Annotated in this window: 16 protein-coding genes and 1 riboswitch; of the genes, 11 read left to right on the forward strand and 5 right to left on the reverse strand. The window is 37.7% G+C overall.

Features of this window, described 5'->3' with window-relative positions; translation table 11 throughout:
• The first annotated feature begins 78 nt into the window (after positions 1-78).
• From ezrA to ACIQXI_RS00885, 4 genes are all read left to right on the forward strand, one after another.
• On the forward strand, positions 79-1782 hold the full coding sequence (gene ezrA, locus ACIQXI_RS00870) for a septation ring formation regulator EzrA (protein ID WP_402920502.1): 1704 nt from the start codon (positions 79-81) through the stop codon (positions 1780-1782).
• 213 nt (positions 1783-1995) lie between these two features.
• Entirely contained in the window at positions 1996-3156 is a 1161-nt protein-coding gene (locus ACIQXI_RS00875; protein WP_402920504.1) for a cysteine desulfurase family protein, read from the forward strand.
• Positions 3153-4361 carry a tRNA uracil 4-sulfurtransferase ThiI gene (gene thiI / locus ACIQXI_RS00880; RefSeq protein WP_402920507.1) on the forward strand — a complete coding sequence of 403 codons (1209 nt, stop codon included), beginning with the start codon at positions 3153-3155 and terminating at the stop codon, positions 4359-4361. The genes ACIQXI_RS00875 and thiI overlap by 4 nt, the downstream gene beginning before the upstream one ends.
• A 215-nt stretch (positions 4362-4576) precedes the next feature.
• Positions 4577-4792, forward strand: a complete 216-nt coding sequence (locus ACIQXI_RS00885) for an alpha/beta-type small acid-soluble spore protein (protein WP_402920509.1) — start codon at positions 4577-4579, stop codon at positions 4790-4792.
• A 79-nt stretch (positions 4793-4871) separates the two neighbouring features.
• Here ACIQXI_RS00885 and thiE read toward each other — a convergent pair whose 3' ends face one another.
• The 3 genes from thiE to thiM are packed head-to-tail and all read right to left on the reverse strand — an operon-like array spanning position 4872 to position 7076.
• Positions 4872-5507 carry a thiamine phosphate synthase gene (thiE, locus tag ACIQXI_RS00890; RefSeq protein WP_402920512.1) on the reverse strand — a complete coding sequence of 212 codons (636 nt, stop codon included), beginning with the start codon at positions 5505-5507 and terminating at the stop codon, positions 4872-4874.
• On the reverse strand, positions 5497-6321 hold the full coding sequence (thiD, locus tag ACIQXI_RS00895) for a bifunctional hydroxymethylpyrimidine kinase/phosphomethylpyrimidine kinase (protein WP_402920515.1): 825 nt from the start codon (positions 6319-6321) through the stop codon (positions 5497-5499). The genes thiE and thiD overlap by 11 nt, the downstream gene beginning before the upstream one ends.
• Positions 6321-7076, reverse strand: a complete 756-nt coding sequence (gene thiM / locus ACIQXI_RS00900) for a hydroxyethylthiazole kinase (protein ID WP_402920518.1) — start codon at positions 7074-7076, stop codon at positions 6321-6323. Before thiM ends, thiD begins: the two co-directional genes overlap by 1 nt.
• A gap of 86 nt (positions 7077-7162) precedes the next feature.
• Positions 7163-7261, reverse strand: a riboswitch (TPP riboswitch).
• A gap of 193 nt (positions 7262-7454) precedes the next feature.
• Here thiM and mbcS point away from each other — a divergent pair.
• The 5 genes from mbcS to ACIQXI_RS00925 all read left to right on the forward strand — a co-directional run bounded on the left by mbcS (position 7455) and on the right by ACIQXI_RS00925 (position 12791).
• Complete coding sequence (gene mbcS / locus ACIQXI_RS00905; protein ID WP_402920521.1) at positions 7455-9041, forward strand: acyl-CoA synthetase MbcS; 1587 nt, start codon at positions 7455-7457, stop codon at positions 9039-9041.
• A gap of 183 nt (positions 9042-9224) precedes the next feature.
• The gene (sppA, locus tag ACIQXI_RS00910) at positions 9225-10238 is read left to right on the forward strand and encodes a signal peptide peptidase SppA (protein WP_402920524.1); all 1014 of its coding nucleotides are present in this window, start codon (positions 9225-9227) and stop codon (positions 10236-10238) included.
• Positions 10239-10250: 12 nt separating this feature from the next.
• Entirely contained in the window at positions 10251-10862 is a 612-nt protein-coding gene (locus ACIQXI_RS00915) for an RDD family protein (protein ID WP_402920527.1), read from the forward strand.
• Between the two features lie 407 nt (positions 10863-11269).
• Positions 11270-11773: a thiol peroxidase gene (gene tpx / locus ACIQXI_RS00920; protein ID WP_402920530.1), complete on the forward strand. Its 504-nt coding sequence runs from the start codon at positions 11270-11272 to the stop codon at positions 11771-11773.
• Between the two features lie 88 nt (positions 11774-11861).
• The gene (locus ACIQXI_RS00925; RefSeq protein ID WP_402920533.1) at positions 11862-12791 is read left to right on the forward strand and encodes a class I SAM-dependent methyltransferase; all 930 of its coding nucleotides are present in this window, start codon (positions 11862-11864) and stop codon (positions 12789-12791) included.
• 43 nt (positions 12792-12834) lie between these two features.
• On the opposite strand, the gene ACIQXI_RS00930 is transcribed toward ACIQXI_RS00925, so the two are convergent.
• Positions 12835-13284 (reverse strand): universal stress protein, encoded by a 450-nt coding sequence (locus ACIQXI_RS00930; RefSeq protein ID WP_024363791.1) that lies wholly within the window; start codon positions 13282-13284, stop codon positions 12835-12837.
• Between the two features lie 301 nt (positions 13285-13585).
• On the opposite strand from ACIQXI_RS00930, the gene ald reads away from it, so the two are divergent.
• A complete protein-coding gene (ald, locus tag ACIQXI_RS00935; protein WP_402920536.1) occupies positions 13586-14701 on the forward strand; it encodes an alanine dehydrogenase in 1116 nt (371 codons plus the stop codon).
• Between the two features lie 379 nt (positions 14702-15080).
• On the opposite strand, the gene ACIQXI_RS00940 is transcribed toward ald, so the two are convergent.
• Positions 15081-16169, reverse strand: a complete 1089-nt coding sequence (locus ACIQXI_RS00940; protein ID WP_402920539.1) for a M24 family metallopeptidase — start codon at positions 16167-16169, stop codon at positions 15081-15083.
• A 258-nt stretch (positions 16170-16427) separates the two neighbouring features.
• Here ACIQXI_RS00940 and ACIQXI_RS00945 point away from each other — a divergent pair, with 258 nt between their 5' ends.
• Complete coding sequence (locus ACIQXI_RS00945) at positions 16428-17111, forward strand: metal-dependent hydrolase (RefSeq protein ID WP_402920542.1); 684 nt, start codon at positions 16428-16430, stop codon at positions 17109-17111.
• Positions 17112-17166 lie beyond the last annotated feature (55 nt).

The raw sequence follows: 17166 nt of genomic DNA on the forward strand, positions 1-17166 counted from the left end.
TTTAGTACAAAAGGCGAAAACATAGTATATAATAAATACAACTAGCCAATTCGTTTATTGTAGAATAGGAGGCTTACGATGGAGTATATCATCATTCCAATTATCCTACTATTAATTTTAGCAATAGTAGGATTAATGATGCGAAAAAAACATACAACAATTATTGCACAACTTGAAAATGAAAAATTACAAATACAAAACAATCCCATAAATGAAGAAATTTCCAAAGTTAAATCATTAAACATGAATGGTGAAACAGAGGAGATGTTTGAACGGTGGCGTAATAGTTGGGATGAAGTCATCGACGTACATATGACAAAAATTGATTCACTCCTATTTGATGCTGAGGATCAAATCAATCGTCTTCGTTTTAAAAAAGCAACGTTAATTGAGCGTGAAATTGAAGACTATATTCTTAAGTGTGAAAAAGATAAGAATAAAATCTTAGAAGAACTTAATGAATTAATTGGCAGCGAGGAAAAAAACCGTATTGAAATTGAACAGCTCAAAGAATATTATCGATCAGCACGTAAAACATTGCTAGCACACCAGCATTCATTTGGTGTAGCATTACCAGCACTTGAAGAAAAATTAGAATTGTTTGTGCAAAAATTTGAAGAATTTGATGTACTCACAAGTGAAGGCAATTATTTGCAAGCGCGTGAAATTGTTATTAGCTTAAATCATGAATCACAGCAGACTTTTGAATATATTAATGATGTGCCAACGATTTTAACCGAACTACAAGTGAAATTACCAGGTGCAATTCAAGAATTGCGCAACGGTAAACGGGAAATGGAAGAACAATCTTACTACTTACATCATTTAGAGTTAACAGAAGCGTTGGACAAGCTAGAGGTTGAATTTGCTACGTTGAAAAACGAATTAGCGGAGCTGAAACTAACAGTTGTCAAACCGCGTGTTGCCGAAATAAACGAAGAAATTGATCATTTTTATGATTTGCTTGAAAAAGAAGTAATTGCGAAAAATTATGTGGATCAAAATTGTGAGCGATTATTAGGATCTATTAACAACGTGATCAATTCAACACGTTCAGTAAGTGATGAAGCATCTTTTGTCCAGCAAAGTTATCATTTAAATGAAAAAGATGCCGAAATTCCTAAGGCAGCTTTAAAGCAATTAGAAGCATTACAACGCCGATATGATCTATTGGCAATGCGTGTTGCTGAGGAAAAATCAGCCTATTCTAGTCTCCAAGAGGAATTAATTGAAATTAGTGAAGAACTGGAGCGCATTCACGAAGAGCAAGGGCATTTATCAAATACAATGAAAAAGCTGCGTATTGATGAAAATAAAGCGCGTACGCAAGTAGACAACTTGAAAAAAATCCTTCAGGAAACAGATCGTCTATTAAATAAAGCGAATATCCCAGGAATTCCTGAAGAGATGGACGCCCGCTTAGATGAGGCGGCCGAGCATATTTATGTTGTGATGCAAAGTCTGCAAGAAGTACCACTCAACATGGGAACTGTTCATAACAATTTAAATGCAGCCACGCTTTGTGTTGAGGAAGTACATGCAAAGGCCCATGAATTGATTGAGAATGTGATGCTAATTGAACGCATTATTCAATATGGCAATCGTCACCGTGCAACAAATGCAAAATTAAATGCTCGCTTAAAAGAAGCGGAAGAAGCATTCCATCAATTCCGCTATGCAAAGGCTTTAGAAGAAGCTGGAACAGCAGTGGAGGAAATGGAGCCAGGTGCATTAAAGCGCATCGAGGCCATTGTTGCAGAGGACATGTTAACTCGGTCTTAAAATAATCCATAAAGAGAAAAAGAGACAGCTGCCTAAAAAGTGTGTACAAAACTTTTTAGGTAGCTATTTTTTTTACAAAAACTAGCTCTTAATGTTAATTTAGTCATCCTCTCCATGAGACAAATGACTAAATTAGAATAATTAGTAGTCAATCGACACAGATTGCGTTATGATAAATACCGTTAAATCAACGTTTTGAAAGTGTGTGAAAAAATGAATGTAAAGACAATTTATCTTGATAATAGTGCTACAACAAAGCCTTATAAAGAAGTAATGCAAACTTTTATGGCAGTAAATGAACAGTATTACGCAAACCCTGCATCAATCCATGCCATGGGTGTAGAATCAAATGAATTATTAATGCGTGCACGTGAGCAAGTAGCAGATATTTTGAAGACGGAAGCAAAAAATGTGCTATTTACTTCAGGTGGTACCGAATCGAATAACACAGCAATTTTTGGTTTAGCACGTGGTAACACACATAAAGGGAAACATATCTTAACGACAGAAATTGAACATCCGTCTGTCTTAGAAGCAGTTAAGCATCTCGAAAATGAAGGCTTTGAAGTGGAATATTTACGTGTCAACGAACAAGGCGTTATTTCATTAGATGAGCTTAAAGCGAAAATTCGTAAAGATACTGTTTTAGTTAGTATGATGCATGTGAATAACGAAATGGGTGCCATTCAACCTATTTTCGAAGCAGCTACAATTATTCATGCTGAAAGTAGAGCAGCATTCCATGTAGATGCTGTCCAAAGCTTCGGAAAACTGCCATTAATTTTTAAAGGCGAGGATGGCCCTGATTGCATTACAATTTCTGGACATAAAATACATGGCTTTAAAGGTTCAGGTGTTTTAGCTTTTCGCAAGCAAATGCAATGGCAACCTTATGCATTAGGTGGTGGGCAGGAATTTGGCTTACGTAGTGGCACTGTCGCAGTACCTCAAGCGGTTGCATTGGCAAAAGCGGCCCGTATCGCTGTTGAAACGATGCATGAACGTGCGCAAAAATATCGCGCATGGCAACAAGAAATTCGCGCGGAACTAGCGCAATTTGGAGATGTTGTCCATATTTTATCTAGCTCCGCTTGTGCGGCTCATATTTTATCATTCAGTGTTCGTGATGTAAAAGGTGAAGTGATTATTAATGCCATGCAAAAACAAGGTGTCATTGTTTCGACATCAAGTGCCTGCTCTTCCAAACAAACAAAGACAAGCCATGTTGTTGAAGCATTAAATATAGATGAACATTTTAAAAAAGGTGTTATCCGCGTTAGTTTTGGTGCATACGTAACATCTGAAGATATAACACAGTTTATACAAGTGCTCAAAAAAGTATTGATGGAACTTAAAGGAGAATTACTATTATGATTTGGAAAGAAATTCTAATTCGTTACGGCGAACTGTCAACAAAGGGACGTAATAAAATGGATTTTATCCGTCGTTTACGTGAAAATATTCGCCATGCATTTGCAGATTTAGGCCATTTACACATTCGTACGGAACGTGATCGCATGTTTATTGCTATTGAAGATAAGGATCAAATGGATGTCTTATTAGCAGGCTTACCGAAAATCTTCGGCATTCAATCATTTAGTCCTGTAGCTGCATGTGAAAAAGATATGGACGCTATGAAACAGCTGGCTATTACGATTATGGATACGTTTAAAGAGGAACAACTGACTTTTAAAGTTGAAGTGAAACGTACAGATAAAACATTCCCATTAGAGTCACACAGCATTCAACGCGAAATTGGTGGTTATGTTTTACCGCAATATCAAAATTTATCTGTAAAAGTGAAACATCCTGATGTTGAGTTACGAGTGGAAGTGCGCCACGATGCAACATATATGATGGCACAAGTTATTCCTGGTGCGGGTGGGATGCCAGTGGGCTCCAACGGAAAATCATTATTAATGTTGTCAGGAGGGATTGATAGTCCTGTAGCAGGTTATTTAATGATGAAGCGTGGTGTACGTCTAGAAGCCATCCATTTCTTTAGCCCACCGTATACAAGTCAAAATTCATTAGAGAAAGTAAAAGTGTTAGCAAATGAACTAACAAAATTTGGCGCAAATATTCGATTACATGTTATACCGTTTACTGAAATCCAAGTTCTTATTAAAGAAAAAGTACCGTCAAATGTCTCGATGACAACAACACGTCGTATGATGTTAAAAGTTGCTGATAAAGTTCGTGAAGAAATTGGGGCGCTTGCTATTGTAACAGGTGAGAGTCTTGGACAAGTTGCAAGTCAGACGCTTGAAAGTTTAACTGCAATTAATGCGGTAACGAATACACCAATTTTACGTCCGCTTATTTCAAATGATAAATTAGAAATTATTGATATTGCGGAGAAAATCGGCACATATGAAACGTCGATTCAACCATTTGAGGACTGCTGTACAATTTTCACGCCTGCAAGTCCGAAAACGAAGCCGAAGCTTGAAAAAGTGGAGCATTACGAGAGCTTTTCTGACTTCGATGAACTAATTGACCGTGCAGTAAAAAATCGTGAAGTGTACATTTTCCCGAAAAAAGAGCAGCCAAAAGATAAATTTGCAGATCTTTTATAAAAAAATTAAAGTTTTTATAAAAAAATATCGTCAGCGTTATTTAAAAATTAATTACGCTATTATAATAAGAAGGAAACCGTCTCAAAATTGAATTTGGGACGGTTCTTTTTTATATTTCCTAGGCTTTTTCCTTTAGAGTTACATTTTACCTTTTATTTTTTCGTATTAAAAATCGAATATCGCACATTCTATATTCACAAGGAGGTGAGACAGACATGGCGAACAACAACCGCAGTTCAAATCAGCTTGCAGTACCTGGTGTACAACAAGCACTAGATCAAATGAAATACGAAATTGCACAAGAATTTGGTGTTCAATTAGGAGCTGACGCTTCAGCTCGTGCCAACGGTTCCGTTGGTGGTGAAATCACTAAACGTCTTGTACAAATGGCAGAATCTCAATTAAAAGGTATGCCAAACAACAACCAATAATTGCAGAATAAGCAGTTATTGAACTTAAAACCAGTGACCGTAAAAGGCACTGGTTTTAGTTTGTTTAAAATGACTGTTTTTATGCTAAATGCAGTGCTTTGAAAACGGTAACGGTTTTATTTATATCATTACTTTCACAAATAGCGGAAATAACAGCCACACCGTCTGCACCTGCTTGCAATACAGCATAGGCATTGTGTAAGTCGATGCCACCGATTGCGACGATAGGCAGCTGTGGAGACAATTTTCGAGCATATGATAAAAATTCAGTTCCACTAGGCGGTTGAGCATCATTTTTTGAAGTTGTCGCATATATCGGCCCTATACCTACATAATCTGCTCCATATTGTAAAGCGACTTGTAATTCATCAGCACAGTGGACAGATACGCCAAGAATTTTTTGACCTATTTTTTGACGGACGAGCGATACGGGAAGATCTTCTTGCCCAATATGAATACCATCAGCATCTAACTTTAAAGCAAGTTCAATATCGTCATTCACGATAAAGGGGACTGCGTATTGCTTGCATAAACTTTGACATTGACGCGCAAAGTTTTCATAGTGCTCATCTGTCAATGCACCGAGTCCTTTTTCACGAAATTGAAACATCGTAATGCCTGCTTGCAAAGCTGCCTCAAGTACTGCTAAAGGTTGTCCATTTTTTACATTCGTTGTACCCATAATAAAATAAAGCTGCAAATCCCTACGTTTCATGGATAATCACCTCGCAACTAGCTTGAAATTTTTTGTAAGCAAAATGATTCGTCGGTCCATTGCCATTGCCAATTGATAAATTATGAAGAATTGCTAGCTGTATAAACTTTTTCGCCTCAATAATCGCCTGTTTTAGAGGCAGTTTTTGTCCAATAAAAGCTGTTAATGCAGCTGAAAATGTACATCCTGTACCGTGAGTGTTCTTTGTAGCAATACGAGGAGTCTGCATTGAAAATGTTGTACCATTGTTAAAAAATACATAGTCCACTGCAAAATCTTCGTTAGCTAAATGTCCACCTTTTATAATGACACATTGCACACCAAGCTGTAATAATGCTTGTGCTGCTTGCTGAATTTCTAATAAAGTTTCGATTTTACGCCCTATAAGAGTCTCTGCTTCAGGAACATTAGGTGTGACGATTGTGGCAAGTGGTAAAAGTTCTTCCTTTAATGCCGCTATCGCTTGTTGCTGTAATAAGCTTTCGCCACCTTTAGCAATCATTACTGGATCAACAATAAGGGGAATCGCTGAATGGCAGAAAGTCTGTGCAACGGTACGAATAATGTCAGAAGAAAAAAGCATTCCTGTCTTAATGGCAGAAATTGAAAAATCATCGAGTAAAACTTGAAGTTGTTTATTGACAAAGCCTTGGTCGATTGGTAATACATCCATTACACCTAATGTATTCTGTGCAGTCAAAGCGGTAAGAACAGAAGTTCCGAAAACGCCTAATTCTTGAAATGTTTTTAAATCAGCCTGGATACCTGCTCCGCCACCACTATCAGAGCCAGCAATTGTCGTAACAATGTGCATTAGTGATCACCATCCTTCGATAAACGATGTAATTCATTTAAGATGGAAACAGTAAAATCACCGTTAAATGGTGTAGTAGAAGCAGCATGTTTCGCCACTTGTTTATAGGCGGTTAATGTATCGCACAGCTGGGAAAATGGCGCTGTACCAACACTATAAGCAGCACAACAAATTGCGCTTAACAAACAACCAGTGCCAGTAACTTCTGTCATGCGCAAATGCCCACCAATAATCCATTGGGCTTGATGGCCATCTGTTATAAAATCTTCTTCACCAGTTACAATAACGATGCATTGATATTTTTTGGCTATTTCTTTTGCTTTTTCTTCTACGGAGATGGAACCGACTCCACTATCAACACCTTTCTGTTGCCACTGGACGTTGGCGATAGTAGCAAGTTCTCCAATATTACAGCGAATAACAGCGAAGCGAAGTTCTTTTAATAATTGTTGTACTGTTTGTTTGCGAAAAGCTGTGGCTCCCACACCAACTGGGTCTAACAGTACTGGAATACCAAGAGCATTGGCCTTTTTTCCAGCAAGCAACATCGATTCTTTTGTCCGGCTAGTGAGCGTGCCGATATTAATGAGTAAGGCTGAGGAAATAGCTACCATTTCTTCGACTTCTAGTGTTTCATCAGCCATTACAGGAGAAGCACCAATTGCTAATAAGCCGTTTGCTTGAAAATTTGCCACAACATAGTTTGTTATGCAGTGAATGAGTGGTTGTTTATTACGAATAGTTTGAAAAATCATCATAGTCCTCCTTTTGGATGGACGTAAGCATGCAAAAAAGCTCTTTTTCGTGCAAAATGTACACGTAAAAGAGCTTGTCATCAATAAAGAAGATGGATATTGCTCCCTACGTCAGTATTAACTAACAGGTTCAAAGGGTCAGGTTTTACCTTCTCAACTCGTTATGAGTCCCCCTGCAATCAAGAATTTTTAGTTGCCCAAAATGTAACATATCTTATCAGAGTATTCAATAGCTTTTTATCATAATTTGGAAATTAGTGACTGATGCCATAGAATAAACCATGATAATTGTCATGACTTTCTTAAAATAAGTCCCTTCCATTGAAATAATTAAAAAATGAGTTTTATAATAAACCTAGCAATAAGGAGGAAGTTATTATGAAAAGACAGGATTTAATCGCACCAGAATGGTATAACATTGTGGAGGAAATTGAAAAGTATGCACAGCAGCCATCTAAAAATGCATTAATTGTATATAATGAGCAGCAAGAAATTCAATACATTACATATGCGACATTACTAGAAAAGGCGAATCAGGCAGCCCATGTATTTACTTCACAAGGATTAACCAAGGGCGATGTCCTTTTAGTTATGGTTCCGAGATCTGTAGAGGCTTATATTGTTTACATAGCGGCATTGAAGGCAGGGTTAACAATTATCCCTAGCTCAGAAATGTTACGTACAAAAGATATTGAATATCGCATTACACATGCAAATGCGAAAGGTATTATTGCCTACGAGCCATATATTGAACAATTTGATCAAGTACAAAACTTAAACGGTATTTTGCAATTTGTAGTAGGCCAAGCGCATGCACCATGGCAACCATTACTTGAAAAAATGAAGGAGCAACCTACAACTTATACGAATCCGACACCGACAAAAAGTACGGACAATGCTTTTTTAGCCTATACGAGCGGTACAACAGGCAATCCGAAAGCGGCTGTTCATACACATAGCTGGGGTTATGCTCATTTACGCACAACAGCACCAAATTGGTTAGGTGTTCAAGAAAATGATATCGTTTGGGCTACAGCAGCGCCGGGATGGCAAAAGTGGATTTGGAGCCCGTTCCTAGCAACGTTAGGTAGTGGAGCTACAGCCTTTGTCTATAAAGGGAAATTTGATGCATCGACTTATTTATCGTTGCTTGAAAAATTTAAAATAAATGTATTATGCTGTACGCCAACCGAGTATCGCTTTATGGCAGCACTTAACAACCTACAGGATTATAATTTGAACGAGGTTCGCCAAGCTGTATCGGCAGGTGAGCCATTGAATAGTGAAGTAGTAAAAGTGTTTGCAGAGGCCTTTAATATTCAAGTTCGAGATGGCTACGGACAAACAGAAAATACATTACTAGTTGGCACAATGGTCGGCATGGAAGCACGCGCTGGCTCTATGGGAAAACCGACGCCAGGCAATACAGTAGAAATAATTGATGATCTAGGAAATCCAGTGTCTGAAGGTGTTGTGGGAGATATTGCTGTGCATCGAGAAACACCTGCGCTCTTTAAAGAGTACTTCCAAGATCGTGAACGCACAAGTTTACAATTCCGAGGTGACTGGTATATAACTGGAGACCGAGCATCTAAAGATGCACAAGGTTATTTCTGGTTTGAAGGTCGAGGAGATGATGTTATTATTTCATCGGGCTATACAATCGGGCCATTTGAAGTAGAAGATGCCTTAATGAAGCATCCTACAGTGAAGGAAGTTGCTGTCGTGGCAAGTCCTGATGAAGTAAGAGGAAATATTGTAAAAGCGTTTATTGTTCTTCACCAAGGAGAAGTTGGGGATAGTACGCTTATTAAAAAGTTACAAAACCACGTAAAATCGATGACAGCACCTTACAAATATCCACGGGCGATTGAGTTTGTCGAAGTGTTGCCAAAGACTGCATCGGGAAAAATCCGCCGCGTCGAATTACGACAACAAGAACAAGCCCACTATACACAAAAATAAATATTTCCTAGGAAATAATGTCGAAAAATCAAAGTTCATGTTTTATTGTGAACTTTTGATTTTTTGTTATCCCTCATTTTATTTATTTCAAAATAATAATTAAGAGAAAATTTTTGCATAAAATTGCTTAAAAGTGAAACGATTTAGACATTTAGACGTATAACGTGTTGAGGAGGCGAAAATATGAATGTAAAAAGGTGGATAGCTTTAGCTATTGCGGCTGTGTTATTAGTGTTTTCATTAGGGATTAACACGATTTTTGCAATAATTAAAGCAGATTTCTTTAGTAATTTTGATAGCCTATTGGCTGGCGATAATTTAAATGTATATGAAACGGTGATTGATGGTGAAAATTATGATAAGCGAATTGCCTATTTAAAAGTGGATGGCACGATTCAAGATGTTGGATCAAGCTCATTATGGCAAACTGTTGCTTATGATCACCAATTTTTCTTAAATCAATTGGATAATATTTTATATGATGATTCTGTACAAGGTATTGTTCTTAGTGTTAATTCACCAGGTGGTGGCGTCAAGGAATCCGCAGAGATTTATAAAAAATTATTACAAATAAAAGAAGAGCGTCAAATTCCGATTTATGTGTCAATGGATTCGATGGCAGCTTCTGGTGGTTACTATATTTCAGCGCCTGCAGATAAGATTTATGCACATCGAGATACGATAACAGGATCGATTGGTGTTATTATGCAATCCATCAATTATCAAGAACTTGCTGAAAAAGTTGGCGTGAAATTTGAAACGTTTAAATCTGGGCAACATAAAGATATGCTAAGTCCTACACGTGAAATTACAGCAGAAGAACGTGAGATGATGCAAGATATGATTAATGAATCATATGAAGAGTTCGTTGATATTGTTGAAAAAGGACGTAATATGTCTGAGGCAGATGTGAAAAAAGTGGCGGATGGTCGTATTCTTGGTGGTACAAAGGCTCTTGAAGCAGGCTTAATCGATGAAATTGGCGATGAGCAAGCGGCGATTGAAGCTTTACGTCAAGATTATGGTTTAGAAGATGCGATGTTATTTGAATACAGTTATGACCAAGGTGGCTTACCTTCAATTATTGGTATGAAAGTAAGTTCTCTGTTTGGGCCATCAGCTGAAGAAAAAATGCTTATGAAAATTATGACAGAATACAAGGCACCAAAAATGATGTACTTATATGGTGAATACTAAGGAGGGTAAACCATGACAAACAATGAATTCGTTTTGCAAGGGACACCTTCTATTAGCCAGGAATTACTAGATAAGACACCCATTGTAACGACAAATTATCAATTAAAAACAGCAGGATTTTGGGTGCGTTTTTGGGCATTTGTCTTAGATGGAATAATTATTTCAGCAGTTATTGGAATCGCAATTAATCCAATATTTTACTTAATGGACTGGTCTATGTCAGAATCAGTATGGTATGCACCTATGTCCATTATTTCAGCTATTTTCTATTATAGTTACTTTGTGTTGATGACGAAGTTTTGGGGGCAAACGTTGGGGAAAATGGCGTTTGGATTACGCGTAGTTTCATTGAAGAATGACAAACTCAAATGGTCAGATGTGTTGTTCCGTGAATGGATTGGTCGTCTAATTAGCAACATTGTTATGCCACTTTATATTTTTGTTGCTATATTACCTGATAACCAAGGCCTCCATGACTTTTTTGCTGATACAATCGTTGTTCATGAAAAAGTATTTGTAGCAAAAGAGAATGCGCAAGTAATAGCACAACCTGCACCAACAACATCTATTCAGGAAACCGTACAAGAGCCTGAAAAGGTAGAGGAAAAACCTGAAGAATCCTGACTAGGAAAAACATTACTTTGAATTATTAAAAGAGCCAAAGTAGTTTAGAAATTAATGTTAGCTATGCAAATTAAATCTATAGGTTTTGAACAATAGCTAATGGAAGCGCAACTGGTCATTGTTAGAAAGCTTGTATTGCGGGTTAAGAAGAGTGTTGCGGCTTAAAAAGCGCTGCCGTAGCGTACAACAACGGTATAGAAAAGTGTTAGAGTGATTTGCGATCAGCTAACACTTTTTCTATTTGTACCAACCATGTTATTTCCCGTGAAAATGGGCTTGAACAATATAAATAGAGGCTCTAGCCAATAAGCAATCTCAATTAATGTGTAATGATAAGTTGTCCTAGTTGCAATTAATTCCCTACATTTAGTAAGATTATGTACATATGATGATTAGGAGGCGTTTACATGGCACAAATTACATTTAAAAAAGGCCCAGTAACATTAATCGGTAACGAAGTAAAAGTTGGAGATCAAGCACCGGATTTCACAGTATTAGCAAATGACTTATCACCTGTTACGTTAAAGGATTCAGAAGGTAAAATTCGTTTGTTCAGTGTTGTACCATCATTAGATACAGGTGTTTGTGATGCACAAACTCGTCGTTTTAATGAGGAAGCTGGAAATTTAGGAGATAATGTAGTAATTTATACAGTATCTGTTGACCTTCCATTTGCACAAAAACGTTGGTGCGGGGCTGCAGGAATTGATGCTGTTCAAACAGTTTCAGATCATCGTGACCTTTCATTTGGCGAAGCATATGGCGTATATATTAAAGAGTTACGTCTTTTAGCACGTGCAGTTTTTGTAGTAGATGCGACTGGAAAAGTGACTTATGTCGAGTATGTACCTGAGGCTACAGATCATCCAGACTATGAAGCAGCAATTGCAGCAGTGAAAGCACTAGCATAATTTGCTTGTTTTAGGCTAAGATAATACTAGACAAAAGGGCTGTGACAGTTTTTGTTACGGCTCTTTTCTGCGTGAAAGGAAGTTATGTATGGAAAAGATTGAAAAATTATTTGGGATGCTCAATGAGCATGCGGAAAAAATAGAGAAAGAACAGAATACGACGTTGTTAGAAGGCGTGCTGGATGGATTAGAGGCTTGGCTCGATGGAGATGTTGATTTCTCACAACAAGGTGCAACGAAAGAAGATGTGCGTAAATCCATTCAAATTGCAATTTTAAAAGGCATGCGTAAAGGTTCTCAGCCAAATCATCAAATGACACCTGATACGCTTGGTCTATTAGTTGGCTATTTCGTAGAACAAATTTTTGCTGAGCGATTAGCAAAGGAAAAGCTGACAATATTAGATCCAGCAGTGGGTACAGGTAACTTACTAATAACTATTATGAATCTACTTGAGGGCAAAGTGGAAGCATCGGGTGTGGAAGTGGATGAGTTACTGATTCGTTTAGCTGCGGCTACTGCAGATTTAACGGAACAACCAATTTCCTTATACCGTCAAGATGCATTGCAAGACTTATTAGTCGATCCTGTAGACGCCATTGTTTGTGATTTACCTGTCGGTTATTATCCAAATGAAGAAGTGGCATTAGATTATGAACTTTGTGCATCGGAGGGAATGAGCTACTCGCATCATTTATTTATTGAGCAGTCCGTCAATTATACAAAAGATGGTGGCTATTTATTTTTCTTAGCGCCAACACATCTTTTTGAATCTGAGCAGTCTAAGCAACTGCATAAGTACATCCAAAAACATGCTTGGATTCAAGCAATTATTCAATTGCCAGATACGATGTTTGCCAATAAAGCACTTGAAAAAAGTATCGTTATTTTGCAAAAACAAGGGGAAGCTTTTAAAGCACCGAAAGAAGTTTTGCTGGCAAAAGTACCAAATATGCAAAATAAACAAGCTCTTGCGATGTTCTTTGAAAAAGTGAAGATGTGGCAAGAAGGGAAATAATAAAAAAGGTATCCATATTGGATACCTTTTTATGTATTGCTTATTAAGCTTCTGGTGTACGGATAACAAGGACGTCGCAATTTGCAGAGCGAACGATTGCTTCAGATACTGACCCAATTAGGAAGCGTTCTACTGCATTTAAACCAGTAGCACCACAGATAATTAAGTCTGCATCAACGATTTTAGAAAGTTCTTTTGTAATAATATTTTTAGGAGATCCATACTCAATTACAAGGTTTACGTTAGTTAAGCCTTCTTCTTCAGCTTGTTTTTTGTAACCATTTAATAATTCTTCAGAGAAAGCTTGGGCACGTTCTGCAATTGAACGGTCATATGCTTCAATCGCAGCGAATGAACGCGTATCAATAACATTTACTAGGTTTAATACGGCACCTTCGTTTCGTTTAGCAACGTCGATTGATTTTCGGAAAGCGTACTCCGCTTCTTTAGAACCGTCTACTGCAACTACAATGCTTTTATAATGATTAGCCATTTGTATTACCTCCCTATTTGTATAATTTAATTATATCAAATGATTCTCTAAAGGAAATACTTTCCCGAGAAAATTTGTGAAAAAGTAAAGGCATTTTATGGGGACTTGTTTGCTATTCTAAAAGTAGTCTAAATGTTTAATATTTTAAAAATATTGTAAATTTAAATAGTATTTGCTTTAATTGAAGCATTTTTTTCACATGTTTGGTAAGATGGAAATGCAAGGGGTGCATCATATACGAAAAATTGTATATTGATGAAATATTGCTTATTTCATAGGGTATTGAAAGGGGATTGGAAATATGAAGATTGGTATTCCAAAAGAAATTAAAAACAACGAAAATCGCGTAGCAATGACACCAGCAGGAGTTGTTTCATTAACGCATGCTGGTCATGAAGTGTATATTGAAGCAGGAGCTGGTTTAGGTTCAAGCTTTACAGATGAAGATTACGCAGCAGCAGGTGCACATATTGTTGCATCGGCTAAAGAAGCATGGGCTCAAGAAATGATACTGAAAGTAAAAGAACCCGTAGCAACGGAATACGATTACTTTTATGAAGGACAAATCTTATTCACCTACTTACATTTAGCACCAGAACGTGAACTTACACAGGCACTAATCGATAAAAAAGTAGTAGGTATTGCCTATGAAACAGTACAACTTGCAAATGGCTCTTTGCCATTATTAACACCAATGAGTGAAGTGGCTGGTAAAATGGCGACTCAAATTGGCGCGCAATATTTAGAAAAAAATCATGGCGGAAAAGGTATTTTACTAGGTGGCGTTTCAGGTGTACAACGCGGTAAAGTAACAATTATCGGTGGGGGTATCGCTGGAACAAATGCTGCGAAAATCGCCGTTGGTATGGGGGCAGATGTAACAGTTATTGATTTAAGCCCAGAACGTCTGCGTCAAATTGAAGATTTATTTGGTCGCGATGTGCAAACGCTAATGTCGAACCCATATAATATTGCAGAATCAGTAAAAAGCTCAGATTTAGTAGTAGGCGCTGTGTTAATTCCTGGAGCAAAAGCACCGAAGCTAGTATCAGAGGAAATGATTCAATCAATGCAACCTGGCTCTGTTGTCGTGGATATTGCAATTGACCAAGGTGGTATTTTTGCGACATCGGATCGTGTTACAACACACGATGACCCAACGTATGTGAAGCATGGAGTTGTTCATTATGCTGTTGCTAATATGCCAGGTGCTGTACCACGTACGTCTACGATTGCTTTAACAAATAATACAATTCCATATGCGCTGCAAATTGCTAATAAAGGCTACAAGCAAGCATGCATGGACAATCCTGCATTGAAAAAAGGTGTTAATACATTAGATGGGCAAATTACTTATAAAGCGGTTGCAGAAGATCAAGGCTTGCCATATGTGAATGTTGATGAATTAATACAATAAAAATAACCGTTACGTGCAGATACATTGTGTACGGTTATATAAAAGAGTTAGATTGATTTTCAATCTAACTCTTTTTTCTATGTCGTTGATTTCCGCTACGTGCGGCGCTTTCCGCGGGCACATCGTAAGCCGCAACCCTCGCTAGCGCGCGGACTTGTTGCGTCTTACATTATGTGCTGTTCCCGCAGGAGTCGCCACCCTTCGCTGCAATCAACTGAACACGTTGGCAGTCCATTTTGGTACTTTATAAAAGGATAAAAAATAACAAAAGGCATCAAGGTCACAACAGCTTGATGCCTTTGTCTATTATTTTAAGAAGTACCATGAAAAGAGGAGCTTCCATCTTACCTAGAATTACTAACTATAAATACCTTGTTAATCACAGTACGATTAAGTCTTTAGGGAATTTTGTTAATACTTCCACTCCATCTTTTGTAACAACGACATCGTCCTCAATACGCACACCAGTAACATCAGATTTGTAAACGCCCGGCTCAATCGTGAATACCATGCCTTCTTCCATTACCATTTCATTTGCACCTGTAACAGATGGGAATTCATGTACTGAAATACCAAGACCATGGCCTAGACGATGTGTGAAATATTCTCCGTAACCTGCATCCGTAATTGTATCGCGAGCAATTTTATCTAAATCCATTGCACGTACGCCTGGCTTCACTGCAGCAATGGCATTTGTATTAGCCGCTAATACGGCATTATAGATTGCTTTTTGTGCTTCGGAAGGCTCGCCAAATGCAACTGTACGAGTGATATCTGAGCAGTAGCCATCGTAAATTACACCTAAATCAAATAACACCATATCGCCTTTTTGGATTTTACGTGCGCCTGGTTTACCGTGTGGTGAAGCTGATTTCGGTCCGCTTAGCACCATTGTTTCAAAGGACATTTTGCAGCCTTTTTCTTGAATAGCACTTTCAATTGCTGTTAAAATTTCCATTTCCGTTTTACCTTCAGCAATTTCTTTATAACCTACTTCAATTGCATAATCTGCAAGTTGTGCGGCTTTGCGAAGCTTATTTAACTCATTTTCATCTTTAATCACACGCATAGCATTAATTTTTTCATCTAGGCGCACAAAATTGGCCTGTGGAAATGATTGCTGTAAAGCTTCTAAACGCTCAACAATAAGCTGGGCTTTTTCAATCGCAAACGTTTGTGGATTTACATTACGAGCAATGATAGCTTGCGCAAGGACATCCATAGAATTATCTGTATCTTGGTGACCGATGACTTCATAAGACCAGCCTGCAGCTTTAGCATCTGGAATTTCCATTTGTGGACAAATTAAAAAAGGCTCTGCTTCTTTAAAAATCATCACACCAAGTAATCGCTCATGTGGATTACTTTTAAAGCCTGAAACGTAAAAGACATTATCGGGAGTCGTTACGAAAGCAGCATCGATTTGATTTTTTTGTAAATAGTTTTGGATTTCTTGTACTTTTGACATCATCCATTTCCTCCTCATGTTACACCTAGTATTGCGAATATTAGCCGCACGCCACTCAATAACTTTATTATTTAACTAGTAAAGCAACAGCTAAAATCTTTTTAAAGACGTGGCTTTTTCTCGGTATCTGTATGTCGAATAAAGTTGCAAATTATACACTTTATATACTGTACAAGCATATCAAAAAAAGGGAAAAAGCGCATGGATAGCGAATTAAAAAGATGGAGCAAATATTATAGTTGTCAGGAGGAACGCTTTATGGATATTAGTTATCATGGACATTCTGTCGTTAAAATTCAAACAAACGGCAAGACAATTTTAATTGACCCTTTTATTAATGGAAATAGCCAAACCGATTTACATGTAGCTGAGGAAGCACCGGATATTATTATTCTTACACATGGGCATAATGACCATGTAGGGGATACAGTAGAACTTGCTAAGAAAAAAGATGCCCTCGTTATTGCACCGAACGAATTGGCAAACTGGATTTCATGGCAGGGTGTGAAAGCGCATCCAATGCATATTGGCGGTGCGAAACAGTTTGATTTCGGTAAGGTGAAATTTACACAGGCATTCCATGGCTCATCTTATGTAACGGAAAATAAAGAGATTATTTATATGGGCATGCCAGCGGGTGTTTTACTATTTATCGAAGGATTAACAATTTATCATGCTGGAGATACAGCACTATTTAGTGATATGAAATTAATCGGTGAACGTCATCCTATTGATGTCGCATTTTTACCAATTGGTGATAATTTTACAATGGGTCCGGAAGATGCCGCATGTGCAGTGTCATTTTTACAGCCAAAAATAGTCGTACCCATCCATTACAATACGTTCCCACCAATCGAGCAGGATCCGCAAATTTTTGCAAATTTAGTGCAAGATGCTGCAGTTCAAATATTAAATGCTGGTGAAAAAGTAAACTGTTCCTAAGCATTTAAGGTGCTGTACTATAATGATTGACACCCGCGCGTAGTTGAAATAATAG

Origin of the sequence: Lysinibacillus sp. NPDC097195, from assembly GCF_044762075.1 — a bacterium.
Lineage (GTDB): Bacteria > Bacillota > Bacilli > Bacillales_A > Planococcaceae > Lysinibacillus.